This is a genomic window from Nocardia anaemiae NBRC 100462 (assembly GCF_001612725.1).
GTDB lineage: Bacteria > Actinomycetota > Actinomycetes > Mycobacteriales > Mycobacteriaceae > Nocardia > Nocardia anaemiae.
The window spans coordinates 129,985-156,387 of sequence record NZ_BDAZ01000026.1; the positions used below are offsets into that span (position 1 = coordinate 129,985).

At 65.4% G+C, this 26,403-nt stretch carries 26 protein-coding genes; 13 read left to right on the forward strand and 13 right to left on the reverse strand.

The window, feature by feature from the left end:
- Positions 1 to 74 precede the first annotated feature (74 nt).
- The 4 genes from NA5_RS17920 to NA5_RS17935 are packed head-to-tail and all read left to right on the forward strand — an operon-like array spanning position 75 to position 4,473.
- Complete coding sequence (locus NA5_RS17920; RefSeq protein ID WP_062987438.1) at positions 75 to 842, forward strand: DeoR/GlpR family DNA-binding transcription regulator; 768 nt, start codon at positions 75 to 77, stop codon at positions 840 to 842.
- Entirely contained in the window at positions 839 to 1,789 is a 951-nt protein-coding gene (locus NA5_RS17925; RefSeq protein ID WP_062987440.1) for a 1-phosphofructokinase family hexose kinase, read from the forward strand. The genes NA5_RS17920 and NA5_RS17925 overlap by 4 nt, the downstream gene beginning before the upstream one ends.
- Positions 1,790 to 1,800: 11 nt before the next feature.
- Entirely contained in the window at positions 1,801 to 4,185 is a 2,385-nt protein-coding gene (locus NA5_RS17930; RefSeq protein WP_062987442.1) for a fructose-specific PTS transporter subunit EIIC, read from the forward strand.
- Positions 4,186 to 4,215: 30 nt separating this feature from the next.
- Positions 4,216 to 4,473 carry an HPr family phosphocarrier protein gene (locus tag NA5_RS17935; RefSeq protein ID WP_062987444.1) on the forward strand — a complete coding sequence of 86 codons (258 nt, stop codon included), beginning with the start codon at positions 4,216 to 4,218 and terminating at the stop codon, positions 4,471 to 4,473.
- Between the two features lie 272 nt (positions 4,474 to 4,745).
- Here NA5_RS17935 and NA5_RS17940 read toward each other — a convergent pair whose 3' ends face one another.
- Positions 4,746 to 5,153 carry a RidA family protein gene (locus NA5_RS17940; protein WP_062987446.1) on the reverse strand — a complete coding sequence of 136 codons (408 nt, stop codon included), beginning with the start codon at positions 5,151 to 5,153 and terminating at the stop codon, positions 4,746 to 4,748.
- Positions 5,154 to 5,291: 138 nt separating this feature from the next.
- Between NA5_RS17940 and NA5_RS17945 the strand changes: the two genes are divergently transcribed.
- Complete coding sequence (locus NA5_RS17945; protein ID WP_062987448.1) at positions 5,292 to 5,672, forward strand: winged helix-turn-helix transcriptional regulator; 381 nt, start codon at positions 5,292 to 5,294, stop codon at positions 5,670 to 5,672.
- 89 nt (positions 5,673 to 5,761) lie between these two features.
- Here the strand turns inward: NA5_RS17945 and NA5_RS17950 are convergent, their stop codons facing one another.
- The gene (locus tag NA5_RS17950; RefSeq protein ID WP_218020113.1) at positions 5,762 to 6,697 is read right to left on the reverse strand and encodes an AraC family transcriptional regulator; all 936 of its coding nucleotides are present in this window, start codon (positions 6,695 to 6,697) and stop codon (positions 5,762 to 5,764) included.
- A gap of 132 nt (positions 6,698 to 6,829) precedes the next feature.
- Here NA5_RS17950 and NA5_RS17955 point away from each other — a divergent pair, with 132 nt between their 5' ends.
- Complete coding sequence (locus NA5_RS17955; RefSeq protein ID WP_157110484.1) at positions 6,830 to 7,522, forward strand: NAD(P)H oxidoreductase; 693 nt, start codon at positions 6,830 to 6,832, stop codon at positions 7,520 to 7,522.
- Between the two features lie 43 nt (positions 7,523 to 7,565).
- Here NA5_RS17955 and NA5_RS17960 read toward each other — a convergent pair whose 3' ends face one another.
- Positions 7,566 to 8,018: a VOC family protein gene (locus NA5_RS17960; protein WP_062987449.1), complete on the reverse strand. Its 453-nt coding sequence runs from the start codon at positions 8,016 to 8,018 to the stop codon at positions 7,566 to 7,568.
- Between the two features lie 132 nt (positions 8,019 to 8,150).
- Between NA5_RS17960 and NA5_RS17965 the strand changes: the two genes are divergently transcribed.
- On the forward strand, positions 8,151 to 9,035 hold the full coding sequence (locus NA5_RS17965) for an aromatic prenyltransferase (protein ID WP_169811320.1): 885 nt from the start codon (positions 8,151 to 8,153) through the stop codon (positions 9,033 to 9,035).
- 64 nt (positions 9,036 to 9,099) lie between these two features.
- Here NA5_RS17965 and NA5_RS17970 read toward each other — a convergent pair whose 3' ends face one another.
- From NA5_RS17970 to NA5_RS17990, 5 genes are all read right to left on the reverse strand, one after another.
- Positions 9,100 to 9,621, reverse strand: coding sequence for a flavin reductase family protein (locus NA5_RS17970; protein WP_062987455.1), 522 nt, complete (start codon positions 9,619 to 9,621; stop codon positions 9,100 to 9,102).
- Positions 9,614 to 10,123, reverse strand: a complete 510-nt coding sequence (locus NA5_RS17975) for an NADPH-dependent FMN reductase (RefSeq protein ID WP_062987456.1) — start codon at positions 10,121 to 10,123, stop codon at positions 9,614 to 9,616. Before NA5_RS17975 ends, NA5_RS17970 begins: the two co-directional genes overlap by 8 nt.
- Before the next feature lie 24 nt (positions 10,124 to 10,147).
- A complete protein-coding gene (locus tag NA5_RS17980; RefSeq protein ID WP_062987458.1) occupies positions 10,148 to 11,356 on the reverse strand; it encodes an SfnB family sulfur acquisition oxidoreductase in 1,209 nt (402 codons plus the stop codon).
- Positions 11,356 to 12,471 carry a dimethylsulfone monooxygenase SfnG gene (sfnG, locus tag NA5_RS17985; RefSeq protein ID WP_062987460.1) on the reverse strand — a complete coding sequence of 372 codons (1,116 nt, stop codon included), beginning with the start codon at positions 12,469 to 12,471 and terminating at the stop codon, positions 11,356 to 11,358. Before sfnG ends, NA5_RS17980 begins: the two co-directional genes overlap by 1 nt.
- A 127-nt stretch (positions 12,472 to 12,598) precedes the next feature.
- Positions 12,599 to 13,972, reverse strand: coding sequence for a styrene monooxygenase/indole monooxygenase family protein (locus tag NA5_RS17990; protein ID WP_062987462.1), 1,374 nt, complete (start codon positions 13,970 to 13,972; stop codon positions 12,599 to 12,601).
- A 124-nt stretch (positions 13,973 to 14,096) separates the two neighbouring features.
- Between NA5_RS17990 and msrC the strand changes: the two genes are divergently transcribed.
- On the forward strand, positions 14,097 to 14,582 hold the full coding sequence (gene msrC / locus NA5_RS17995) for a free L-methionine (R)-S-oxide reductase MsrC (RefSeq protein ID WP_062987464.1): 486 nt from the start codon (positions 14,097 to 14,099) through the stop codon (positions 14,580 to 14,582).
- On the opposite strand, the gene NA5_RS18000 is transcribed toward msrC, so the two are convergent.
- Positions 14,579 to 16,009 (reverse strand): LLM class flavin-dependent oxidoreductase, encoded by a 1,431-nt coding sequence (locus tag NA5_RS18000; protein WP_062987466.1) that lies wholly within the window; start codon positions 16,007 to 16,009, stop codon positions 14,579 to 14,581. The genes msrC and NA5_RS18000 overlap by 4 nt on opposite strands.
- Positions 16,006 to 17,223, reverse strand: coding sequence for an acyl-CoA dehydrogenase family protein (locus NA5_RS18005; RefSeq protein WP_062987468.1), 1,218 nt, complete (start codon positions 17,221 to 17,223; stop codon positions 16,006 to 16,008). The genes NA5_RS18000 and NA5_RS18005 overlap by 4 nt, the downstream gene beginning before the upstream one ends.
- 180 nt (positions 17,224 to 17,403) lie before the next feature.
- On the opposite strand from NA5_RS18005, the gene NA5_RS18010 reads away from it, so the two are divergent.
- Positions 17,404 to 18,546: an LLM class flavin-dependent oxidoreductase gene (locus NA5_RS18010; RefSeq protein ID WP_062987554.1), complete on the forward strand. Its 1,143-nt coding sequence runs from the start codon at positions 17,404 to 17,406 to the stop codon at positions 18,544 to 18,546.
- Between the two features lie 117 nt (positions 18,547 to 18,663).
- On the opposite strand, the gene NA5_RS18015 is transcribed toward NA5_RS18010, so the two are convergent.
- A complete protein-coding gene (locus NA5_RS18015) occupies positions 18,664 to 20,043 on the reverse strand; it encodes a lipase family protein (protein ID WP_062987470.1) in 1,380 nt (459 codons plus the stop codon).
- A 275-nt stretch (positions 20,044 to 20,318) separates the two neighbouring features.
- On the opposite strand from NA5_RS18015, the gene NA5_RS18020 reads away from it, so the two are divergent.
- From NA5_RS18020 to NA5_RS18035, 4 genes are all read left to right on the forward strand, one after another.
- A complete protein-coding gene (locus NA5_RS18020) occupies positions 20,319 to 20,795 on the forward strand; it encodes a GNAT family N-acetyltransferase (RefSeq protein WP_169811321.1) in 477 nt (158 codons plus the stop codon).
- Positions 20,796 to 21,054: 259 nt separating this feature from the next.
- Positions 21,055 to 22,695 carry a GMC oxidoreductase gene (locus NA5_RS18025; protein ID WP_084484223.1) on the forward strand — a complete coding sequence of 547 codons (1,641 nt, stop codon included), beginning with the start codon at positions 21,055 to 21,057 and terminating at the stop codon, positions 22,693 to 22,695.
- Between the two features lie 205 nt (positions 22,696 to 22,900).
- Positions 22,901 to 23,176, forward strand: a complete 276-nt coding sequence (locus tag NA5_RS18030) for a hypothetical protein (RefSeq protein ID WP_062987476.1) — start codon at positions 22,901 to 22,903, stop codon at positions 23,174 to 23,176.
- Positions 23,177 to 23,269: 93 nt separating this feature from the next.
- Positions 23,270 to 23,866 carry a hypothetical protein gene (locus tag NA5_RS18035; RefSeq protein WP_062987477.1) on the forward strand — a complete coding sequence of 199 codons (597 nt, stop codon included), beginning with the start codon at positions 23,270 to 23,272 and terminating at the stop codon, positions 23,864 to 23,866.
- A gap of 270 nt (positions 23,867 to 24,136) precedes the next feature.
- On the opposite strand, the gene NA5_RS18040 is transcribed toward NA5_RS18035, so the two are convergent.
- Together NA5_RS18040 and NA5_RS18045 are read right to left on the reverse strand one after the other, a co-directional pair.
- Positions 24,137 to 25,315: a lipase family protein gene (locus NA5_RS18040; protein ID WP_062987479.1), complete on the reverse strand. Its 1,179-nt coding sequence runs from the start codon at positions 25,313 to 25,315 to the stop codon at positions 24,137 to 24,139.
- Between the two features lie 251 nt (positions 25,316 to 25,566).
- Complete coding sequence (locus NA5_RS18045; RefSeq protein ID WP_062987481.1) at positions 25,567 to 25,833, reverse strand: hypothetical protein; 267 nt, start codon at positions 25,831 to 25,833, stop codon at positions 25,567 to 25,569.
- Between the last annotated feature and the right edge of the window lie 570 nt (positions 25,834 to 26,403).

A 26,403-nucleotide genomic window follows, 5' to 3' on the forward strand; every position in this document is an offset into this window, starting at 1 on the left:
ACTCAAATCTCTTGACAAAGCAACATAGACGGGCATAAAACAACATAAACACACATTGGCAATCGGAGGATCGGATGTACGCAGAGGAGCGCCAGCAGGCCATCGCCGCCCTGGTCGGGCAACGCGGGCGCGTATCGGTCGCCGATCTGTCCGAGCAATACGGGGTCACCACCGAAACCGTGCGCCGGGATCTGGCGGTCCTCGATCGGATGGGGCTGATCCGCCGGGTGCACGGCGGTGCGGTGCCCGCGGCGGCGCTCACCGCGATCGAACTCGGCACCACCGAGCGCGAACACTCGCGTGCCGCCGAGAAGGACCGCATCGCCAAGGCTGCCCTGGACTATCTGCCCCCGACCGGCGGCAGCGTGCTGTTCGATGCCGGAACTACCACCGCCCGGGTGGCCGCCGCCCTGCCCGCCGACCGCGAACTGGTCGCCGTGACGAACTCGGTGCCCATTGCGGCCCGACTCAGCGGATTCGGCGGGGTGCGGTTGCATCTGATCGGCGGCCGGGTGCGGGGTGTCACGCAGGCCGCGGTCGGTGCGGAGGCGCTGCGGGTACTCGGCGAACTGCGGGTCGATGTGGCATTCATCGGGACCAATGCGCTGACCATCGGCCACGGACTGTCCACCCCCGATCCCGACGAGGCGGCGGTCAAGCGCGCCATGATCGCCAGCGCCCATCGGGTCGTAGTGGTCGCCGATGCCACGAAGGTCGGGCGCGAGGACCTGCTGAGCTTCGGTTCGGTCGACGAATTCGACGTGCTGGTCACCGACACCGGGCTGCTGCCTTCGGTGCACAACGAACTCACCGAATACGGCATCGAGGTGGTCACCGCATGATCATCACGCTTACCGCGAATCCGAGCGTCGACCGGACCGTCAGCCTGCGGGAACCATTGCGGCGCGGTGCCGTACTCCGTGCCGAGACCGTGCTCTCGCAGCCCGGCGGCAAGGGAGTCAATGTCTCTCGGGTGATCGCCGCCGCCGGAGTCGAGACCGTTGCGGTACTGCCCGGCAATGCCGGTGATCCGTTGCTGCGCATGCTCACCGATGCCGATATCCGGCACCGCGCGGTGTCGTGCGCCACCCCGGCGCGCACCAATCTCACCGTCGCCGAACGCGATGGCACCACCACGAAAATCAATGAGCCCGGATCATCGCTGTCCGCCGAATGCCTTGCCGCACTTGCCAATCAGCTCGACGAACTCGCCGACGAGGCGAGCTGGGTGGTGCTGTCCGGGTCCTTGCCGCCCGCCGTCCCGACGGATTGGTACGCGTATCTGCTGCACCGGCTGCGCGGCACTCGGATCGCGGTCGATACCTCCGACGCTCCCCTGCTCGCGTTGGCCGCCGAACTGGAATCGGCCGCGCCGCAACTGCTCAAGCCCAATGCCGAGGAGCTGGCCCAGCTCACCCACGGCGACCCGGTCGAGCTCGAGGATCCCGTCGCTGCCGCGCGTGCGGCGAGCACGCTGGTCGGTCGCGGCGTCGATGCCGTGCTCGCGACGCTGGGCGCGGCCGGAGCCGTGCTGGTCACCGCGGAGGGCGCGTGGCATGCCGCCGCACCCGCCATCACCCCACGCAGCACCGTGGGAGCGGGCGATTCCGCACTCGCCGGATACCTGCTCGCCGAGCTCGACGGGCTGGACGCGCCGGATCGGCTGCGCCGCGCCGTCGCCTACGGCAGCGCCGCCGCCGCGCTGCCCGGGACCGGGTTGCCCGGCCCACACCACACCGACCCCCGCGCCGTGGCCGTCACGACGTTGGAATCCCTGCACAGTCGCTGAAGGACACTGCGATGGCCCACTCCCCTGATTCGATCATCACCACCGAGTTGATCAGCCTCGATACCGACCTCGGCAGCGCCAAGGAAACGGTGATCGCGACGCTCGCGCAGCGCCTCACCGACAATGGGCGTGCTAGCTCTGCCGAGGCATTGCGTGATGCGGCACTGGCGCGCGAAGCACAATCCGCGACGGGGCTCCCCGGCGGGATCGCCATTCCACATTGCCGGAATTCGGCCGTGACCAGTGCGTCGCTCGGGTTCGCTCGGTTGGACCCCGCAGTGGATTTCGGTGCCGCCGATGGGCCCGCGGATCTGGTCTTCCTCATCGCCGCGCCAGAGGGCGCTGGCGCGGAGCATATGAAGTTGTTGTCGAGTTTGGCTCGGGCGCTTGTTCGGCCGGAGTTCGTGGGGTCGTTGCGGGGGGCCGCGAGTGCTGATGAGGTGGTTGCGCTGGTTACGGATGTGCTTGCGCAGACGCCTGCGATGACGCCGAAAAAGACTGCGCCTGGCGCTGTTTCGAGCAGCGTGCCCGGCGCCGCTTCGAACGGCAGCGCACAAGCGTCCCCGACGGCTTCGAACGGTACCGTCACACCCGCTGCGACGGACGGTGTATCCACGTCCCAGGCGGCTTCGAACGCCGCGGACGCACCCATCGCGAACGGCACGGCTTCCGCAGGCGCGGCCGCGTCCCGAGCAGATCACGGCGGCGCATCCCAGGCAGCCGCGAACGGCACGCCCGCGCCATCAGCGCCTTCGATCGGCGCAGCCGTGTCACAAAAAGCTTCGAACGCCACGCCCGCGGCCTCGATCGGCACATCAGAAGACGCCGCAAATGGCCCAACGACTACTCCGGCAGCGACTGGCGTCGACGCATCGCCCAGCACGACAACACCTGCGCCCGAGGGTGTTTCGGATGACGCGACCGACCCCGCTGCCGGGCGCACGATCGTCGCGGTAACGGCCTGCCCTACCGGCATCGCCCACACCTACATGGCTGCCGACTCCCTCGTCGCCGCCGGTGACCGTGCGGGCGTCATGGTGCACGTCGAGACCCAGGGCTCCAGCGGCAGCACCCCGCTGAGCGCCGAAACCATCTCCGCCGCAAGCGCTGTCATCTTCGCCACCGATGTCGGTGTCCGCGGCCGGGAACGATTCGCGGGCAAGCCGGTCATCGAATCCGGAGTCAAGCGGGCGATCAACGAGCCCGACACCATGGTCGCCGACGCGCTGCGCGCTGCCCTCGACCCCACCGCCGCGACCGTGGCGGGATCCGCACGCCCCGAAGGTGATTCGGCTCCGGCAGCACTCGGCTGGGGAACCCGGTTGCGGCAGATCTTGCTCACCGGCGTCAGCTATATGATCCCGTTCGTCGCCGCGGGCGGCCTGCTCATCGCGCTCGGATTCCTGTTCGGCGGCTACGAAATCGCCGACCACGCCGAGAAAATCGTGCTCGACAACTCACTGACGGCATTACCCGACGGCGGCCTACCAACCTATCTCGGCGCGGTGCTGTTCCAGCTGGGTTCGTTGGCATTCAGCTTCCTGGTACCGGCTCTCGCCGGATACATCGCCTTCGCCATCGCCGACCGACCAGGTCTCGCACCGGGATTCACCGCCGGTGCCGTGGCAGTCTTCGTCGGCGCCGGATTCCTCGGCGGCCTCGTCGGTGGCCTGATCGCCGGATTCGCGGCCCTATGGGTGGCGAAACTACCTGCCCCGCAATGGGCGCGCGGACTCATGCCGGTCGTGGTCATCCCGCTGTTCGCCTCACTGATCGTCGGCGCGTTGATGTTCATCTTCCTCGGCAAGCCGCTCGCCGCGATCACCAGCGGCCTCACCAACTGGCTCAACAGCCTCACCGGCACCTCCGCCCTCGCCCTCGGCGCCATCCTCGGCCTGATGATGTGCTTCGACCTCGGCGGCCCGGTCAACAAGGCCGCGTATTCCTTCGCGGTAGCCGGACTGTCGGTCACCGACCCGGCCTCGCTGCGCATCATGGCCGCCGTCATGGCCGCGGGCATGGTCCCGCCGCTGGCCATGGCATTGGCCACCGTGCTGCGTCCCCGTCTGTTCACCACGGCCGAACGCGAAAACGGTAAGGCCGCATGGCTTCTCGGCGCCTCCTTCATCTCCGAAGGCGCGATCCCCTTCGCCGCCGCCGACCCGCTGCGCGTCATCCCCTCGATGATGGCCGGTGGCGCGGTCACCGGTGCGCTGATCATGGCCACCGGAACCACCCTCAGCGCACCGCACGGCGGCATCTTCGTCTTCTTCGCGGTAGGCCACATCGTCTGGTTCCTCGCCGCCCTACTCGCGGGCACCGCCGTAGCCGCCCTCTGCGTCACCGCCGCCAAGGAACTCATCAAGCCACGCACCCCCGCCCTCGCCACCGCCTGAAACCCCCACTCACCCAAGGAGAGAACCCCCATGGCCAGCACCACCGTCACCGTCGCCTCGACCATCGGCCTGCACGCCCGCCCCGCCAACATCATCGCCGAAACAGTCACCGACTCCGGCGCCGAAGTAACTTTGTCCCTCGTCGGCGGCGACCCCGTAGACGCAGGCTCCGCCCTCATGATCATGACCCTCGGCGCCGCCTACGGAACTGATGTGGTTGTCACCAGCGACGACCCCAACGCACTCGAGCTCGTAGCCAAACTGGTCGCCACCGACCTCGATGCTTGATCGGATCATGCGTCTTCATCCCGATCCCCTTTGTCGACTCGGATGGGCGGATCCGGCTGGTCGGCGTCCGGTCTCACGTCGCCGGGTTCGGACCACGCCATCCCGATTGCCGTGTGCACGTCCAGAATCCGACGCACCCGCGGTTTCAGCGACTGTTCGCAGGCGGTGAATCAGGAGCCAGTATTCCATTGGGAGTGCGACGCGGTGGGGGCGTCCAGTCGTGACGGAACTGAGTGCGGTAGCTGGCCGCTTGGGCGCTCAGCGGTACATATTCAGTCGAGGACTGCGGTGGCTTCGATCTCGACCAGATGCTCGGGGACGTCCAGCGCCGCGACGCCGATCAGCGTGGTCGGCGGCACCGGAGTGACCCCCAGCTTCGCGGTCGCCCGGGAGATTCCATCCAGGAGCGCGGGCATCTTTTCGGCAGTCCAGTCGACGACGTAGAAGGTCAGTTTCGCTACGTCGCCAAAGGAACCGCCGACCTCGCCCAGTGCGGTGGCGATGTTGAGGTAGCACTGTTCAACCTGCGCGGCGAGGTCGCCTTCGCCGACCGTGACCCCTTCCGCGTCCCAAGCGACCTGCCCGGCTATGAAGACCAACTTCGAACCCGAGGCGATCGCCACCTGCCGGTAGACATCGATTTTCGGCAGTCCCTCGGGGTTCTTCAGCGTGATGGCCATGTTGTCCGTCTCCTTGTCCGGGCTCCTGCAAGCCCGAGTTCGTCAAACGACTCTTTGAGTCTCTTGTGGTTACTCAGGAACTGTAGGAGAGTGTGCGTTGACATGGAAGAACGCACTTTTCAGTGACTGAGGAACCTTATGGTGACCAAACAGCTCAGCGGTTCGGCCGAGGATGCCGACCTGCGGCGAGCCGACTCCCTCGGGCGGGAGATCTTCTCCGAAGTTGCCAACAAGTGGGCGCTGTTGATCATCGAGGCTCTAGGGGAGGGCACCCTGCGCTTCAGCGAGCTGCGCAGCCGAGTCGAGGGCATCAGCCACAAGATGCTCACCCAGAACCTGCGTATGTTGGAGCGCAACGGCCTAGCTGAGCGGACCGTTCACCCCACCGTCCCGCCCCGGGTCGAATACACCCTCACCGAAGCAGGCCACGGACTTCGAGCGACGGTCGACGGAATGTGCGAGTGGACCTACCGGTACTTCCAGCACATCGAGTCCGCCCGGCGACGCTTCGAAGCCTGACGGTCGGTGAATGCGGAAGGCGGGGCATCACAACGGATTTCAGTGCCGGAGTCGGCGACAGCCCGATTGCGCAAGCGGCCCCGATGGCTTCACGCTCCCAGACCGGCACCGGCGCGGAAATCGCTGGGGCGCATACCCCGATGTCGCTTGAACGCCGCGCTGAAACCGAAAGCGTCCGCATAACCGACGGCCTTCGCCACCTGCGCCACGGTGAGACTCCGGTCGGCCAGTAGTTCCTCAGCCTCATCCATCCGGCATTCGGTGAGATACGCCAGCGGCGACCGTCCCATGACCTCGGAGAACCGCCGTGCGAACAACGCGCGCGATACCCCTGCCTCGGACGCCAGCGACGCGACTGTCCAACCGGCGGACGGCTTTCCGTGCATGGCCTCCAACGCCGGGCCGACCACCGGATCGGCCGGACCGCGATACCAACCCGGCGCGTCGGCGTCCAGCTCGTCGAACCAGTTGCGCAGCGTGCACACCAACGCCCAGTCGAGCAGCCGGTCCATCATCGCCTGCGCTCCGGCCGGACGCCGGGCCGCATCCGCGGCGATCGACTCCATCCACGCGCACACCTCCACATCGTCGGTCACGACCAGCACGGGTGGTAGAGCACGCAGCAGCCGTTCGTGGCGTCGGCCGGACGCCCGATAGGCACCGACAATCAGAGCGGTCTCACCGGCGGGGTCGTTCCCCCAGCGACCGCCGTCCAGCGGGGGATCGCATTTCGCATCCGGCGCGAAGCAGGCGACCTCGTATTCCTCGTGCGGCAGGCCGACAGTATCCGCGCGGTCGACGAGGACGAACGTTTCCGGGCCACGCACGATCGCGGTGTCCCCCACCATGATCCGACGCTCGAGACCGCCCGGCAGCAGCAGTGTTCCCGCACCGCGCAGCACGGTGACCATGGTCAGCGGTGCCTCGTCGGCGAACCGGATGCTCCACGGTGCTTCCAAGACCGCGTTGGTGAGCATAGCCCCCTCGGCACGGATACCGCCCAGCAGTTTGCTCAATGGATCCACACCAGCGAGGGTAGACGAACTCCTATCGAATGTAGATCTTTACCCATAGATCGTCCATCGCCCGGGGTGTGGAATGAAAACCCAGACCGTATAACCGATCGTCCGGAATCCCGGACCAACAGGGAGGCCCCCGTGCAGCACAACCCGACCGTGGACACCGCGACCACCCGCACCGCGCTGGTCGTCGTCGCTCACCCTCGGCCCGATTCGCTGACCGCCCATATCGCCGAACTGGCCACCCGGCGGCTCACCGCGGCCAGCTACCGGATCGATCTGCTCGACCTGCACGCGGAGAACTTCGATCCCCGGATGACCGCCGCCGACCTCCCGGAATGGGGTAATCGGGAGAAGTCCTACTCCCCCGAAGTCGAGAACCATATGCGGCGCATCCTCGCCGCCGACGTGATCGTCGCGGTGTTCCCGGTGTACTGGATGCATGTCCCGGCGATCCTGAAGGGCTGGATCGATCGGGTGTGGAACTACGGATTCGCCTACGGCCGCAGCAAACCCAGGCTCGCGGGCAAGCGGATGCTGTGGCTGGGCCTGGCGGGCGCGGCGGCCGACGACGCGGTCGTCGAGCTCATGCAGGACGCGCTCAGCGCGCAACTCAACGACGGTATCGCCTACTACTGCGGCCTCACACAGTCGTCGGTGGGATTGTTGCCCGGCGCGGAAGAGAAGCAGCAGCGCCTGGATGACGCGGGCAATCTGCTGTTCGACGAAGCCCTCACCGGCGCGGTCCGCGAAGCCCACTATGCGGGCTTGGAAGACCGGGCGCTGGGCTTCGTCGACGATTTCGTTGCCGCCGAACGGGTTCCGGCCTGACCACTGAAGGGCTGCGGGCGGGCAACACCCGCCCGCACCCGACCTATGCGGCGCAGAATTCGTTGCCTTCGGGGTCGCGCATAACCCACCAGTGACCGGCCGGTCCTTTATCGATTTCGCGGATCCGGGTTGCTCCCAACGCTTCCAACCGCGCAACGAGCGCATCAAGGGTGCCCGGCTCGCTGTGCACGTCGATGTGCAGACGGTTCTTACCGGATTTTTCCTCCGGAACGTCTTGGAAGAGTAGTCGCCGACCCCGGCCGACGCCGCTGATCGGGTCGAAGGGGTCGTCGGGGTGCCGGATGGCGGCATAGCCGCGAAAGGTTTTGCGGCCGTGATGTTCGACGACCGCGTCAGGCGGGAGCTGGCCAGCCGACAGCAGGTGCTCGACGAGCGCGCTCGGGTCCTCGACCTGGTAGTCCAGGGCCGCGGCCCAGAAGTCGGCGAGGGCGGGTGCGTTGCTGGTGTCTATGACCAGTTTCCAGTTCAAAGCCACAGGCGGAACCTACCGCAACAGCGTGCGCAGATCGGCGAACGCGAAGGGCCAGCATCACAGGCTCCATGACATCGTCCGCGAGATCATGCGAAGCGCTGCGTTCGGGCGAACATTTCCGGGACGATGAACGGCATGGCAAGGACACTCGATCAACTCCGCAAGGATCTGCGAGAGTATGCGCGCCTGGCCGAGGCGCGCTACGACCCCGTGATCGTGGATCCGGTACTGGAAACCCTCGCTGACCTATGGACCAACTCCGTCGTCGGCGTGCGCACCACCACGCATCCGGTGGGTGAGCGCGAGGTCAATGCCCGGGTGATGCACCCCGGCGAGCCGACCGAGCTCATCGAGAAACTATGTGGTGCGGGACTTCTCACCTACACCGGCCATCCGATGGAGAAGTTGCTTGCCGAGATCGCGGCCGAGGTGCCGGTCAATTCGGGCGTCGATCTCGCCCTTGCCGGTGGGGTGCAGAAGATCTGGCTGGTCTTTCCCGAATTGCTCAGCGTGGAACGGGTGCTCGGCTTCGCCGGAATTCCCGAGTCGGCACGCGCGCACGCGGATCATCTATCCCGCTATGGCGGCCGAATCGGAATACTCGCGGTAGATTTCGATGCCCGCACGATGAACCTCTACTCTAATGTCTTCGAGCCCGGCCATCTCACGCCCGCGGATATCACCGGAATCCTGGCCGAACTCGACTTCACCGCACCGACCGACACCGAACTCGCCCTACTCGCCCGCACCTTCAACCTCTACCGCACCTTTTCCTGGACCTCATCGCATATGGAGCGGATCTGCTTCCCGGTGCGGTGCGAACCAGCGAGCTTTCCAACCCACCTCGACCCGGTCCTGGCCCGTTTCGTCGCCGAAGCACCCTTCGCCGACCCAGAAACCCGTGGCTTCGTCTTCTACGCCGCCTACGGCCCCATCAACCGTTACTACAAAGTCCAAGCCGAATACGCGGGTGTCCGCGTCGCCACCTTCCCGGGCGGCACCGCACCTCGCCCGACCTGACGGCGGCATCTCGCCGTCGCCGCGATCGACACGGTGGTTGTGTGGCTGGTAGCAGTTCTCGGCCTCAGCTCGCGATCTCGGTGATCTCCCGATACGGGTGCAGGCTGCGAAACTTGCTGCCGTGGAAGATCAGCGGCTCGGCGTCGTCGCGGGCAGCGAGTCGGTTGATGCGCAAGATGACCACGGTGTGGTCGCCTGCCGGGATGCGAGCTTCGACCGCGCCCTCGATCCACGCCGTCGCACCATCGATGAAGATCGCGTCGGCCGCACCGCGATGCACATCCACATTGTGGAAGCGGTTGCCGTCGCGGTTGCTCAGAGCCCGAGCCGCGTGCTCCTGATCGGTGCCGAGCAGGCTCAGACCGAGGTGGGTGGCGGTATCGAGCTTCGGCCAGGTCGCCGAGCTGTTCTGCACGCAGAACGACACCAGGGGCGGGTCAAGCGAGACCGGGACGAAGGTGCTCACCGCCAAACCGTGTGGCGTACCTTCGATTTCGGCGCAGACTGCGACAACACCGCTGGGGAAGCTGGCGAAGACCCGACGCAGTCCGGAGCCGTCGGACGGAAATTCGAAGAGCTCATGCATGATCGGCCGCCTGCGATGCCAGAGCCGCGGCGACTGGACGCCAGCGTTCGGTGTAGCGCGCGATGGCACCGTCTTCTTGAAATGTGCTGTCCGACAGGTAGAGACCGGGCAGCGCCGCCGTCGCGCCGAGTTCGACCAACACCGGCTTGAGCAGCAGATCCGGGGCGAGCGCATGCGCGGGGCCCGCGCCGAGCATGAGCGGGACCACCACCACATCGGCCAGTCCGGTGCCGCCCTCGAACTGCTCGAGGAACAGCTTCAACAGACCGGTGTAGGTGGCCTTGAAGGTCGGACTGGCGAAGACCACCAGCTCCGAATTCGCCACTGCGCGAACGGCGGCCGCGACCTCGGGATCACCCCAGGACAGCAGGCCCGCACCGAAGGAGACCAGATCGATCACCTCCGGTTCCACGTCCGGGCGTAACCCCGCGGCGATCAGCGTCGCCGCGGTCAGGGTACGAGAGGCTGGCTTCGGATTCCCGACGACGACCGTAACTGTCACTTTCCGTATCCTCTTCTCGCTCGATCAGATCACGCCGTGCAACGGTGGCGCGGTGTCGTGCAATAGCGACCGGCCGATGTGCTGAAATTTCCACCGGACCGGGTCGTGCAGTGTGTGGGTGCGGGCATTGCGCCAGAAGTGGTGCAGATTCAGATCCGCTGCCGCACTGCGTGTTCCGCCGACCTCGAACAATGCCGCCGACACCTCGTTGGCCGCGCGATCGCCGAGTACCTTGGCGGTGGCAACGGCAAGCGATGCCGCGGCAACAGATTCGGCGGCACTGACGGCGGCATCGACGGCAACACCGGCGGCGGTGAGCGTCGCCTCGGCCGCCGTCACCGCGACCGACAACTCACCGAAACGCTGGATCAGCAGCGGATCGTCGATAGCCCTGTCGACACCCGATTCGAACCACGGCCGACTCGTGCTGCGCACGAATTCCGTTGCCGCCCTGAGTGCACCGCGGGCGATGCCGGTATCGATCGCGGCATGCAGCAGTTGCGCGTAGGCACCGTAACCGGTCGGCGCGTGCACCGCCGCCGATCGGGCGATCAACTGATCCGGCTCGACGGACACCCCGACGAATTCGATGGTCCCACTGCCGGTGGTGCGCTGACCGATGCCGTTCCAGTCGTCGATGATTCGCACGCCCGGGGTATCGGCTGGCAGATATGCGATGTACTCCCCCGCGGGTAGTCCACTGCTGCCCTCCGGATCATCGAGCCGGGTGAGCACCGCGAGCAGATCCGCGAAAAGCGAACCCGTACAGTAGAATTTGACGCCATCGATACGGAAACGATCACCCACCGGACGCACCGTCGTCGCGATATCGGCGACAGTCGCAGTGCCGCGCTCGGACTGTGCATTGGCAATCCGAGCCCCGGCCAGCACCTGTCCGAAATAACGCGCCTGCTGGTCCGCCGTACCCGCCAACCGCAACAGGTTCAGATACACGAAGTGGCTGTGCGGAATCTGCGCGATATTCGGGTCCGCGGCCGCCAGAATGCGCACCACCTCCGCCACCGCACTCGGCGGCAGGTCCGCGCCCCCGAATGCCGCGGGCACAGTGATCGCGAGCAATCCACTCGACGCGAGGCGATCCACCTCGGCGAAGGGCAACTCCCGGCCGCGATCACGCGCCGCGGCGCCGACGGCGAAATCCGAAGCAAGCTGCGCGGCAACGGAATACGCGTGTGCGGCGGATTCGATCCGGTCGGCGACGACGGCGGTCATCAGTGCCCCACTGCGGCGGGCGTACGTGCGGCCTCCAGTTCGCGAACCAGCGGCAGCACCTTCGCGCCGAAGTACTCGACCTCCTCCTGGAAGTGCAGGAAACCGGCGAGAATCAGGTCGACGCCGAGTTCCTTGTAGGCCACGATGCGCTCGGCGACCTGTTCGGGTGTGCCGATCAGTTTGGTGCGGAAACCGTCGTTGTACTGCACGAGATCTTCGAATGTGGAATCCGCCCACATCCCCTTGCGGTCCTTGGTGGACGCACCGGCTTGTTGTACGGCGTCGCGGAAGCCTTCCACCGCGGGCTTATTCGCCTTCTCGATGATCTCGCGCAGGGTATCGCGAGCTTCCTTCTCGGTGTCGCGGGCAATGATGAAGCCGTTCAGACCGAATTTGACCTCGCGCTGGTTCGCCCGCGCGATGGTGCGCAGCTCATCCAATTGTTCGGTGACGCCGTCGAAGTCCTTGCCGTTGGAGAAGTACCAGTCGGCGTAGCGGCCACCGTTGCGGCGGGCCGCGGTCGAGTTACCGCCCTGGAACAGTTCGGGATTCGGCCGTTCGGGGGTGTTCAGCGGCTTGGGCTTCAGCGTGAAATCGCGGATGCGGTAGAAATCGCCGCCGTAGTTGACATCATCCTCTGTCCAGATCTTGCGGATCACCTCGAGGAATTCGGCGCTGCGCCGATACCGCTCGTCGTGCTCCAGCCACGGCTCGCCGAGTGCGGTGAATTCCCCTGCGAACCAACCGGATACGACGTTGATGGCGAAACGACCATTGGAGAGGTGATCGGCGGTGGCGCCGAATTTGGCCAGCACGGCCGGATGCCAGAGTCCGGGATGAATCGCGGCGATCACCTTCAGCCGCTCGGTCGCACCGAGCAGCGCGAGACTGAACGAGGTGGACTCGTGCTGGTATTCCGCACCGTAGGAGGCGGTGTAACGGACCTGGGACAGCGCATAATCGAAACCGTTGTTCTCCGCGGTGCGCGCCAACTTCTTGTTGTATTCGAAGTCCCAACTGGTGCGCTGTTCGATATCACTGGTGACCAGCCCCCCGCTGACATTCGGCACCCAGTAGGCGAACCGGATCTGATCGGCGATGTGCTCTGTCGTCATGCTTACTCCATTGATGTCGGGAACCGTCTATCGCCAGGAAGGGGCGCACCGTGCGCCCCTTCCACTCCAGCACCGCAAGCCCACCGACAGGAGGGTTTGAATCTGTGCGATCGGATGGGTGTAGCGATCAGACGTTGGCCAGGCGGTAACCGGATCGACTGAATCGACCGGCCGGTGTGAACCGTCCGAGCAGCGCCTCGGCATCCGCACCGGTGACCTCGGTGATGAATTCGGCCGCTGTGTCGAGCGAATCGACGCCGAGGAATGGCTGCGGGCGGTGCAGTAGCCCGACGAGCGCATTCGCGAAGCGCTGATCGACCGCGGCGGCGGCGAAGAGCTGATTGCCGATATCCGCCAATTCCGGGTCGCCGAGGAATAAGCGGGTGACCTTATTCGCCGCATCCCCGCGCGCGGCCAGGAATGCCGCGTACTGCGCGTTGATCCAGTGTTCGTCGAACGGTCCCTCGTGCACGGCGGCCGCCGCGATCAGCCGCTGCGCCTGGATAAGTCCGCTCTGCGCGCCCTGACCCGCGATCGGGTCGTAGGCGACCGAGGTGTCACCGAGCGAGGCGACCACATGGCCACCGGCGGTGCGCCCGACGCCGGACCGGACCACCGGCCGGACCGCGCCCTTGAGCCAGGAATGCGGATCCTCGGCGATCACCCGGGTTTCGAGCACCTCGGGCAGATCCCAATCGATGAAATCGCGATACAGGTCCTGCACGATCCGATGCGCCGATTCGGCCGAATCCGCCGCGGCGAAACGACTTTCCCATTCGCTGCCCGGCCGCGCCCAGCCGAGGAAGGCCCAGCTCGGACCCGCGTCCTTGTGCAGATACGGCCCCCACCAGCCCTCACCCTGTTCGGCGAAGATCGAGAAACCGCTGTGCGCGCCACCGGCCCGGCTGCGGTGGGCGAAAACGCTTTCGTCGTGGCCGATTCCGGTCACGGTGACGGTGAGCAGCGACCGTTGCGGCGCGTCGTAAGGCGTGCGTGACTGGTCTATCGCGAACAGGTCGGAAAGACCGCCGCGTCCGGTGGCGACCAGCGTGAGATCGGCGGCCGCGGCAATGGCGTCGAGTTTATCCGGGGTCACCTGCTCGACCACGAAACGTCCGCCGTGTTCCAGGAATGCGGCCAGCCGTTCGTCGGCCTTCAACCGGGTATCGACGGCAACCCCGACATATCCGTCGAAATGACCGTCGAATTGGATCAATTCCTCCCGCTCGGGTCCGGCGATGCGCACACTGAGCCCGGTATGCCGGGGGGCGCGGCCGGTGTAGGTGTCCAGACCGAGCGCGGATTCGGCCTGTTGGGTCTCCCCGAATTCGAGTGCGGTGCCGGTGGCGGGTACATCGTCGCGCAATGACCGCTGATCGCGGTCGCTGTAGAGCGTGACGTCGAATCCGGCGTCGAGTAATCCTAGAGCCGCAGTGACGCGGGTTTGACCGGCGCCGATTACCGCGGCCGAACGGGTGGAGCGGGAATTCTGCGATGTCATGCCAACCATGGTCGGTCCACGGCCGCGCTGATCGCAGTGTTGCGATCATCGAGAATCAATGGGGTGACCTGGAATTCGCGATCGCACCGAACGTGTGCGATCATCGCTGCCCTACGATTCAGCCATGTCGTTCACTGTTTCCGCACTGACCGGTGACCGAACCGAACAGTACCGTCAACTCGTCGCGCAGGCCGAGGCACTGGTCGCGGGCGAGGCCGACCGGATCGCGAATGCCGCGAATCTGTCCGCGCTCGTCTTCCACGCCCTCACCGAGGTGAATTGGGTCGGCTTCTATTTCTTCGACGGGCACGAATTGGTGGTCGGCCCGTTCCAAGGCAAACCGGCCTGCGTGCGCATCGCCATCGGCAAAGGGGTTTGCGGTACCGCCGCCGATACCCGAAAGACCCAACTGGTGCCCGACGTGCACGCATTTCCGGGGCATATCGCCTGCGATGCCGACACACGCTCGGAAATCGTGGTTCCGCTGGTGCGCGACAATATCCTTGTCGGCGTCTTCGATCTGGACAGCCCACAACCGAGCCGCTTCGACGATATCGACAGGAAAGGCCTGGAATCCATCGCCCAGGCCTTCCTGAATTCGCTCGATTAAGTGGCAGCGACGGTGGCGCCCGGGCGCGAAACGGCGTCGGGCAAGGCTGTCGATAATGATCCACCGAGGCGATATCGCGCGCCGCGGTGCTCCTGCGGCAGCCGATCTCCCTTGTCGAACAAGGCGTTTCGCAGGGTGCCAGGTGTGTAGTCGGCCGCGTACGCGCCGCGTTCGGTCAGCACCGGAACCACATGGCGCACAATATCTTCGAAGCTGCCGGGGGTGATGGCGTAGGCCAAGTTGAAGCCGTCCAGATCGGTTTCGGCGACCCAGTCCTGGAGTTGGTCGGCCACAGTGACACCTGAGCCGACGAATACCGGTCCCATACCGCCGATCCCGGCCCAGCGGCCGATATCCCGCACGGTCCATTCCCGGCCGTCGTCGTCGAATTCCTGGAAGGCGGCCACGGCGGACTGAATGGCATTGCTCTGCACCTGGCCGATCGGACCGTCCAAGTGGTAACTCGACAGATCGATGCCCATCCAGCCGGACATGAAGACCAGCCCGCCCTCGACGCTGGCGTAGGACAGGTACTCCTCGTGCTTGGCGTGTGCCGCCTCGTCGGTGGCGTCGGTAATGATCGTCGCCAGTGCGTAGATGCGGGCGGAGTACCGATCCCGGCCCGCCGCTTCCAGTGCGTCACGGATTCGGGAAACGGTTTGCGCCAGAATCCGTTTCGAAGGTCCGGCAACGAATATCGCTTCGGCATTCTCGGCGGCGAAGCGGACACCGCGCGGCGACGCACCGGCCTGGTAGATCACCGGTGTCCGCTGCGGCGACGGCTCGGAGAGATGGATGCCGGGCACCTGATAATGCGTACCCCGATGGCCGATGTGATGCACCTTCGCCGGATCGACGTAGACGCCCTGCGCGGCGTCGCGAACCACCGCATCGTCTTCCCAGGAGCCCTCCCACAGCTTGTACAGCACCTCGAGGTATTCGTCGGCCTGGTTGTAGCGCTCATCGTGGTCCAGCTGGTCGTCCGCGCCGAAATTCCGTGCGGCCGAAGGCAAATAGCCGGTCACCACATTCCAACCGATACGGCCGTTGGTGAGGTGATCGAGGGTGGAGAGCCGACGCGCGAATGGATACGGGTGTTCGAAGCCGGTGCCGGTGGTGATACCGAAGCCGAGATGTTCGGTGACCGCGGCCATCGCCGAAACCAGCAGCAGCGGGTCTGCCACCGGAATCTGGGCACCCTGGCGCAGTGCGGCGATGTCGTTGCCGCCGTATACGTCGTAGGTGCCGAGCACGTCGGCGATGAAGATGCCGTCGAAACGGCCCCGCTCCAACAGCTTTGCCAATTCGATCCAGTAGCTCAGTTCCTTGTACCGGTGCGACTGGTCGTCGGGATGTCGCCACAGACCGGGTGATTGGTGCGCGACGCAGTTCATATCGAAGGCATTGAAGCGAATGCGGCGCGTCACTGCTGGTCTCCGATCTTGCGCTCACCCGCGCTCCACGCGAACGGCAGTTGCGTACCGTTCAACAGATAATCACCGATCGCCCTGGCCTTTTGGATGGCCGGATTGTGCACCGAGATGGTGCGGGCATTGCGCCAGTGCCGATCCAGCCGCAGCCGCTCGGAGACGACCGATGCGCCGCCCACCTCGAACAGCAATGTGGTGGCGGGCAAAACGACATCGATGACCGCGAGTTGCGCCTGCGCGGCGGCGAGTTCCGCTGCCACGATGGACTCTTCGTCCTGTGCGCCGCCAGCGAGGACCCTATCCAGTACGTCGGCTACGGCGAGCACGGTGGCCTCGGCGGCGAAGGCGGCGGCGGAAAGCCGTCCGAGCACCTGCTGCACCAATGGATCCCGGCGTGGCAAATCGGCGGCCGAATGGGTGTAGCCGCGGGTGCGCGCCGCCACCCACTCGCGGGCATCGCGCTCGGCGCGCTTCGCGATACCGGCGAGCACCGACAGCTGGACCAACTGCAGGTAGGAAGTCGCGTAGGTGGGTCCCGGCGCGCCGTAGCCCGGCCCCAGAATGCGCTCCGGTTCAACTACGACATCAGCGAATTCCGTTGTGCCGCTGGCGGTCAGCCGCTGACCGAAGCCGTCCCAGTCGTCGTGCTGGCGTACGCCGTCGGCATTCGCGTCGACGAGTACGCCCACCCGCTCACCGTCGCGATCGGCCGCCGCGAGGATGTAGTCCGCGTAGAGCGAGCCGGTGCTGTAGTACTTGGTGCCGTTGAGCAGCCACCGATCATCATCCTTGGTCAGGCGCGTGCGGTAATGGTCGACCGCGCCGACGCCCGGCTCGGTGATCGCATTGCCGACGAGCGTGCCCCCGGCCGCGGCACGCAGCCAATGCTCGCGGTTCTTCCCCGGTTCGGCGAGCAACTGGTCCTCCACGAAGGAGAAGTGCACCCGCAGCGCCTGCGGCAGATTCGATTCGGCGGCCGCCAATTCGATGAGCAACCGGAACAGCTGTCGCACCGTGACACCGTAGCCGCCGAATTCGACCGGCACCCGCAACGCACCGAATTTGGCCGCCCGCAACCAGCGCACCTCCTCGAAGGGCAGCCGACGATCGATCTCGCGCTCGACCGCGCCCTGTGCGATGCGGTCGAAGATCGGCCCGAAGATCGCATCCAGGTCGGAGTCTGTGGTGGATTTCGCCTCGATGGATGTCATCGCTCCACGATCGCGCGGACCTACCCGTCAGCTCACCAGTTATCCGCACTGCGATCGAAACACCCTGGTAGGGGTAATAACCACACAGATTCCAATCGGTGACACGGCTCGACCACACTGGCAGCATCGCGATTATCCGTGCCCGAAAACGGCATCCGAACCCGCGAGGAGCAGTTGTCGATGTCACTGTCGTTCCATTGGTTTCTGCCCACCTACGGCGATTCGCGTGGCCTGATCGCCGGTGGTCATGGCACCTCGATGTCCGGCGACCGTCCGGCATCGCTGCGCTACCTCAACCAGATCGGCGCGGCGGCCGAAGACAACGGTTTCGAGGCGGTCCTCACCCCGACCGGCGCCTGGTGCGAGGACGCCTGGCTGACCACCGCCATGCTCGTCGAAACCACCGAAACGCTGAAATTCCTGGTGGCGTTCCGCCCCGGACTGCTCAGCCCGACCCTGGCCGCGCAGATGGCCGGAACCTACCAACGCCACTCCCGCGGCCGCCTGCTGCTGAATGTGGTGACCGGCGGCGAACCGCACGAACAACAGGCCTACGGCGATTTCCTCGATAAGGAACAGCGCTACGCGCGCACCGCCGAATTCCTGCACGTGGTACGTGAGCTGTGGGAGTCACGGGAACCGATCAGCTTCGAGGGCACCCACATTCAGATCCGCGATGCCCTGCTCAACAACCATCCGGACCCGATCCCGCCGGTCTTCTTCGGCGGCTCCTCCGGACCCGCGGGACCGGTCGCGGCGCGCTATGCCGACACGTACCTCACCTGGGGTGAACCGCCCGCCGCGGTCGGCAAGAAGCTCGATTGGATTCGCGGGCTTGCCGCCGCCGAAGGCCGAGACCTCAGCTATGGCTTACGCATTCACGTCATCAGCCGCGACACCTCCGAACAGGCCTGGGCCGTCGCCGATCGACTGCTGTCCGGCCTCGACCCCGCCGAAATCGACCGGGTGCAAGCCAGTCTCGCGCGCAGCGAATCCGAAGGCCAGCGCCGCATGCTGGATCTGCACGGCGGCCGCACCGATCGTCTGGAGATCGCGCCGAATCTGTGGGCGGGCGTCGGTCTGGTGCGCGGCGGGGCGGGCACGGCCCTGGTCGGCTCGCACGAGGAGGTCGCCGACCGCCTGATCGAGTACGCCGACCTCGGCATCACTCACTTCATCCTCTCCGGCTACCCACACATCGAAGAGGCCTACTGGTTCGGCGAGGGCGTGCTGCCCATCCTGGAACGCCGCGGCCTGTGGACGCACCCGCATCGCACCGAAGCAGGCCCTGTAGCAACACCTTTCGCAACCGCAACGCACTAGTCGCCCCACAAGCGTCGTCACAGCCGACGCAATCGCGCTCCCCATCGAGCACTCGGCTGAAATTATCAGCACAGGTCCGCGAAATGGCATTCAGCGGTGTCTCACCAGAGGCCTCATTCACTGCGCTGGGCACTCGCTCGGCGCGGGCTCGCCACGCAAACGTCCATCGATCCAACCGATCTCCCCTGGGAAGCCGGTGAACAGGGCGATGACGTGCTCGCCGGGTTCGGTGCGGTGCACCGCGGGGACGCCGCGCAGGCATTGGTCGCGGTAGAGATCGTCGCCGTTCTCGTGCGGGACCCAGATGTCGCTGGCGGCGTGGTAGATGTAGAGCGGCGCACCCGATTTACGGTCGGTCAGGCTGAGTTGGCCGAAGATCCGGTCAGCGAGACCGCTGGTCAAGGGGGCACTGATATTGGCGGCGGCATCGATCGGAACGCCGACCACACCGAGTGGGCCGTTGCTGTCCCCGCAGGTGTCCTTGATCGGTGAGGTCGCCGCCCACTGCGCCAGATGATTCAGGTAGCCGAGTATCTCCGGATGCTCGCGGCTCATCGCCAGCGCGACAACCAGCAGAATGCCGGACGCGGAGTTGCCGTTGAATCGACTGGCGACCATCCGATAATCGGTGACGAGCCCACCCATGGCCGCCCCGACCACCGAATCCGACAGTTCCGGCGCGTACTCGTCGAGCAGCATCGCGGCCGCATACGACGCGATCGCCCCGCCGGAATATCCGGTGATCGCGAAACGGCTGTCCGTGAACGCGGTCGGCAGCATATTGCGCACCGCGCGAATGGAATCCAGCAGGACATGTCCGGCGACCTTCGGTTCGGCGTAGGCCATCAACGGACCTTCGTGGTCGGGAATCAGCACCGCATAGCCGCGGCTGAGCGCCCAGGCGGTGTTCGGCGGAAACAGATCACCGGCATTGAACTTGCTGTGCAGCCCGTGTGCCATCGCGTAGCTCGGCGTGCAGCTGAGCCCGAGTGAATTGATCGGCAAGGCATTCACCAAAACCGGCCGATCCCCCGGACCGGTCCACGCGGCGGCGGGAATCACCAATGTCGCAGTGCCGAAGGATGGCAGGCCCGATGCGTCCGTCGTCCGGAACTTCAGCAGGATCGCACGATCGATCGGCACAATCGCCAGCGGTGCGGACGTCGCCGTCACATCACGCCACTCGACGATATCGCCGGGAGCCAGACCATCGAGCCCATCCGGCCACTCGTCGAACATCCGATCCCCCGACGGCGCGGACCGCACCGCCTGCCACAACGCCGCCAAGTCCGCGGGCACCGCACCGGATGGCGGTGCCGCGGCGGGCGGTAGCGAAGGCGCGGGGATGTGAGCATCGATCCACCGCTGCAGGTCGGACGGTCCAGGTGACATAGGCGCTGCCGGGACTTCGGTCGGGTCGGCCTGCGCGGGCACCGGCCCCATCAGCAACGAGCAACCCACCATGCTCGCGACGACGACAGTCCGGAGACTCGACATCCGATACCTCCCGAATTCGACACCACCCCGACGGAGGCCAGACTATGTCGCGGCGGAATCACACTTCGGATCTGTTTGGATTTGTCACGACTGAGCCCGTCCGACATGCGGGCCGAACACAAATTTCCGAAAAGCACTGGCGCACAATGGCCTCTGATGATCGTCCGCGCTGTCGTGATATCCGATCCAACGACGTTCTCACAGGCGCTGGTCAGCCGCGTATCGTTCTTGGTGCAGTGGTCCGCGACGACCTATGCCCCGGCACCAGGAAGCTCATGGAACTCGCAAGAGCGCCGCAGCCGCACTACCGGCAGGCACGCTTGACCGATATCGAAGATATCGCGGCCATCGAGGCCGCGGTGTTCGCCGAGCCGTACCTGTATCTGATGCTGCGACAGCTCTACGACCTGCACGGATCCGACTGGCTGGTCGCCGAGCTGGACGGCAGGGTAATCGGCTATGCGCTGACACTGCGCAAGGCGGGCCGGGCCCTGCTGTTCACGTTCGCGGTGGCCGAGCAACACCAGGGCAAAGGCTACGGTCCGGCACTGCTGCACCACATGCTGCAGCAGTGCCGGACAGATGGGGCCGAGGTCGTCTATCTGACGGTACGACCCGACAATCAGCCCGCGGAGAACCTGTTCAAGCGGGCCGGGTTCGAATTCGTCGAACACGACGACGAATATTTCGGCCCAGGTGAACCGCGAGGCGTGTTCGAGTACCGCTTGCGCACCCGCCACCTGGACTCGTGACCATGTTCTTTTACAACCGCGAAATCACGGGTTGAGCTGAGCGCGGCGCAGCGCTTCCGACACATCGCCGGATCCTCGTCTAAGCCTGTATCGAAATTGGTTGCACGCCAACGCTATTGACCGATCGAAGCTGCGGCGCAAGAATCCGCTTCGGCTTGACACGTCAACATCGAAATTTGCTCAATTGCTCAACTAGAACCTGTTACAGTCTGCCGACTCGAGGCATTCTCCTACGCCTCACATCGGAAGGTTTTCGCGCATGTACGACCGACGCCCCTCGGCCAACACCGGCGTTCGCCAAGGGATGAATCGCCGGAAATTCTTGGCGGGCACGGCAATTGCGGCCGGAGCGATGGCGCTCAGCCCGGCCGCGTGGACCGCAAAGGCGTCGGCGGCACCCATCGGCAACGGGGATCACGTGCCGAATCTGATCATCGGCAGTGGCTACGGCGGCGCGGTCGCCGCGTTGCGCCTATGTCAGGCGGGCAAGCAGGTCGCGATGATCGAGATGGGACAGAATTGGAATACACCCGGCTCGGACGGAAAAGTGTTCTGCACCATGATCAATCCGGATGAGCGCTCGTATTGGTTCCGGACCAGGACCGAGCAGCCGGTCGGCTATTTCGTCGGAGCCGATATCAACCGGGATATCAGCCCGAGCGACGCCGGTGTGCTCGATTCGGAGCATTTCGCGGCGACCCGGGTATATCAGGGCCGCGGGGTCGGCGGCGGCTCGCTGGTCAACGGCGGTATGGCACCGCTGCCGAAACAGGACTACTTCCAACAGATCCTGCCATCGGTCGATGCGACGACGATGTATTCGACCTACTTTCCCCGGGCACAGGCCGCACTCGGCGTCAACAATGTCGACTCGGCGTGGTTCGAATCCGCCGAATGCTACAAATACGCGCGGGTCAGTCGCACCACCGCCAATAAGGCAGGCTACACAACAACATTCGTGCCCAACGTCTACGACTTCAGCTATATGCAAAAGGAGCAGGCGAATACCGTCACCCGCTCGGCGCTGGGCGGTGAGGTCATCTATGGCAACAACTACGGAAAGCGCTCACTCGACAAGACGTATCTCGCGGTAGCCGCCGCGACCGGCAACCTGAGCATCTCGCCGCTGCACAAGGTCACCAGCGTGGCACCGGCCGCGAGCGGCTACACGGTGGTCATCACCCAGATCGACGTGCTCGGCAATACAGTGGCGACCAAGACCGTCACCGCGGACAAGGTCTTCTTCGCGGCGGGCAGTGTCGGCACCAGCAAGCTGCTTGTCACCATGAAGGCGCTGGGCAAGCTACCCAACCTGGCCGATTCGGTCGGCGCGGGCTGGGGCAATAACGGCAATGTGATGGTCGGCCGGGCCGGACTGGATTTGACCGGCGCGCTGCAATCCGCGATTCCCTGCATGGGCATCGACAACTGGGCCGACGCGAATGGTCCGGTATTCGCCGAAATCGCCCCGTTCCCAACGGGTACCGAGAACGGCGTGAATCTCTATCTGGCGATCACCAAGAACCCCAACCGCGCCAAGTTCACCTACAACGCGTCCACCGGCGGGGTGGATCTGTCCTGGCAGGCGTCCTACACCCAACCCTCGATCGATGCGGCGAAACGTGTCTTCGATGCAATCAATTCCAAGGCGGGAACGATTTATCGGACCGATCTTTTCGGCGTCTACAAGGTCTGGGGCGACGATTTCGTCTACCACCCTCTCGGCGGCTGCGTGCTCGGCCAAGCCACCGATAACTACGGCCGCCTCAATGGATACTCCGGACTGTACGTCATCGACGGATCGCTGATTCCTGGCAACACCGGCGTCAATCCCTTCCTGACGATTACCGGTCTCGCGGAACGCAATATCGAGAAGATCATCGCCACCGACCTGACATGACGCTCGGCCGGTCCGGGCGGGGTCGGTCAGCTTCTTCCCCATCCGGACCGGGCCACCGGCAGCACGGTCCACCTCCCCGGCAGCCACACCGCCTTGCAAGTGCTGATCCGTTCACCAGCAGTGGGAAGGGTCGGCTGACGCCCTTGGACGAATACTGGAATACCACCTCACCGAGGAACTAGCTGTTCGGAATTTGCGTGAACCGATGATCTGGCATCCCGTACCACGGTCGACCATCCTCAGCGATGCGTGCACGTCCCCGGAAGATGCGCCGACCGCAAGAGCATCCGATGAGCCGGACGTGCACCTGCGAGTGCACCTGCGCGGAATGATCCTGGACTTCATAGCTCGGGCCAGCGCCGCCCAACAGTTCATCGAGGACCACAGGACCCACCACTACGTCGACGCGGTTTCGGTAATCCCGGACGACGGGCGCGGTCTGCCGCGGCTCCCCAACGAGCAGTTATATGTCGGGCCGTAGGACCGGCAGGCCCATGGGCCCCTGGTTCGGTATGGTTGCCGGACCGACCTGATCGATCGCACGTCGGCCCCGGGGGTCAGCAAGGAGTTCGCCGTGGTCACGCCACATCAACCCGAATCGTTTCCGCCGCAAGGGAATTACCCCAATCCGCAAGGGTACCCGTATCCGCAGCAGCGACCGGAGTATCCGCCGCGCGGGTTCGCTGCGCCGCCGCGGGCGGGCGCCTCGCCGCTGGACTGGATCACCGCTGGACTACTCGTCCTGTCCACGCTTCTGACCGGAATCTGGCGATTCACCAACGACTACCTCGATTTCGGTGACAACATCCCGTTCCTGCTCTGTGCCGTGATCGCCGTGGTGGCGGCCATTGTCCTGGTGACCGGCGCCGGTGCCAAGAACGGCGCTTTCCGTGCGCTCGCCGCCGTCGCCGCGGGCACGCTGTTCGCCCCGGGTCTCTCGCTCGTGGTCGGTGCGGCGCAGCACTCGGATTACGCCGAGGTCAAAGATTTCGCCCTCGGCATACCCGCCGCGCTTTTCGCCCTGGGCGCTTCGATAACGGCGATCATCGCGTCGGCCCGGCCGCCCGCGCCGCGAACCCCGACCGCACCGCAGTGGCAGCAACCACCCACCCAACAACCACCCGGCCAATACCCGCAGTACCCACCGCACTCCTCCTGGCCGCCGAGGTAGTCCTTCCCGACGCCGATCCCGAAATCCCGTCACCACTCCGACGAGCAGGGGCGATAGGCCGACGTCCCAATGGACGGCAGCACCGTCACCGGTTGCGCACACCTTCGACCTCGGGCAGGAAATTGGCTGAGTGACCGAAATCGGCGGCTCCGCAAAGCATTGCGGGCCGCCGATGATCGAAATCCGGTGTCACACGTCGCCTTCGCGCACTACAACCCGATACCGCAGGTACTACGCTGCGGCAACTGCATGGCGGCGACGCCGCTCCCGTCAGCAGGTGGCGGGTGCGGGCTCACCGACAATTCGGGCGTGCAGCCAGGTCATTGCCCCGGGGGCGCCGATCACCGCGGCCGACAGATGCTCGAACGCGGGCACCTCCATGGTCTGCAGCCGCACCCCGGCCGCACACCAGCGGCTGTTGACATGGTCGATCGCGTCGATCGGAATCAGGGGGTCGGTCGGCGAATGCCATTCGAACACCGGTATTTCCGGAATCCCTGGATACATCTCCAGGCTGTTCTCCCGCAACACCGCCCGAGCCTCAGGGAACGCAGCGGTAGGGCTGCTTGCGAGGTATTCGGCTGCACTGCCGCCGACACCAGTGGCGAGGATCTGGTTGGTGCAACTGTTGGCCATGGCATCTCGGATCGCCAGGCCGCGCTTGTTGAGATACGCGCTCACCGGCATCCGGTCGGGATACTCCCGCTCCAGGCCGATCGCCGCCGCCATGGCCAGCCCGAAGGCCGGGTGCGCCTCCATGCCCACCGCCTCCGCCATCTTCTCGATGTTCATCGGGGCGCCGCCGATGGCCGCGCCCTCGAGTTCTAGTTCCGGCGCATACGACGGCTGCATCGCAGCCGCCCATCCGGTGGCCATGCCGCCGCCGGAGTAACCGGCCAGCACAACCCGGCTGTGCTGCACGGCGAGTTCAGGCAGCCGTTTCACTGCGCGTACACCGTCCAAGACGATCTGGCCGCCCAAACGCGCCGCCCCGAAAGCGAAGTTCGGGCCGAGATGATCCGGCAGCGCGACGCTCCAGCCCTGCGCCAGCGCCGTGTTCAACATCGACGCCGTCGTCACCAGATTCGGATCGCCGCTGTAGAGCTGGTGCGATACCGCGCAGGCGGTGCCGAGCGCATTGATGAAGTGCTGAAACGACAGCATCGGCGCGTCGGGCTGGTGGCCGATGGGAGTCAGAACCGTGGTAGTGGCGGCGATCGGCGCACCGTGCGAGTTAGTGGACCGGAATGCGACCAGCGTGACCGTGGCGCCGGGAAACAGGACCACGGGTGGCATTGCCCGCACGGCGAGCACATCACCGGGCCGGTGCGATGCGAGATCCGCCGGGGCGGCGAAGAACGGGTCTGGATCGGGCTGCGGATACAACGGTTCCGCGGTTGCGGTCGTCGCCAGCGCCAGCCCGAGTGCCGCGCTACCGAGCGCGCTCATGACCCGGACCGAACCGCTGCGCCTGCAGAGAAAGCGAAGAAACCGACGAGTCAAGACCATGACCTCCATGGGTAGTTCACGGCATTCGTTTGACCAGCAAGTCCGAGCTCACGTGCGACCTTATCGGCAAACATTCAGCGATAGGCTGTAAATAGCCGATGGGCTGGGAAAATAGCACTGCGCACGCATCATAAGCAAACCTCAGCGGCGCAACGGTGGGCGGCACGGTCGCGGCGTTGCTACCCAAGCGGCTACCGGATTATGGATTCCAGCAATATGCCAGCGCTCACCACCACAGCAGTGGCGAGCGCGGCGCGCAGCAGCACGGTGGTCAACCTGATCGGGCTGTTGTGGCCGCGTGCCCAGGCGGCTTGAGCGCAGACACAGACCACGCCGGTGAGGGTGGCCGCGCAATGCAGCCAGGTGACGAGCCCGAGCAGCCTGATCAACCGCTCCGACAGCGGTGGAGTTTCGGGATTGAGGTTCGCGACTTCGGCCAGAATCGGAGCGAGGGACATGTCGGTTCTCCTTCCGAACCAACTCCGTGCAGCCGACCGAACATCAGGAAAACCACCGGCGCTCCGCCGGGAATTGCTGGCTACCCTCCAGGGGCGTACCGAAACCTCGGACGGAATCAGTCCCCATCCGCGTTGTCGATCACCCGGCATTCGGCGGCGAGTGAAGGCTCGTGCGCGGTGCAGCGGCTGCCCGCATGGCGGCCCACATCGTCGGCGCGGTGACCCGATGCTCAGCTCAGGCAGTGCTCAGCGGCCAAGGCGGCAGCCGCGGTCCGCGACGTACTCCGCGTCCCGGTCGAGACCGGGAAGCAAGCACGGGGATTTCGCCGATCAAGAATTCTGATGACAAAGACACAATGAATAATGCTGATACGCAAGATATTTCGTTCATTATGAGTATGGCCGATCCGACGGCCACGCTCGAACGGGTCGGCGGCAAAGGGGCGTCATTGGCGCGGACGGCGGCCGCGGGCTGCCGGTGCCGCCCGGATTCCATGTGCGCTCGCCGACGGTACAGCCGAGACCGAGGGCGAAGAAGTTCGGGATTCGGTTCCGCGACCATCTGGCGAA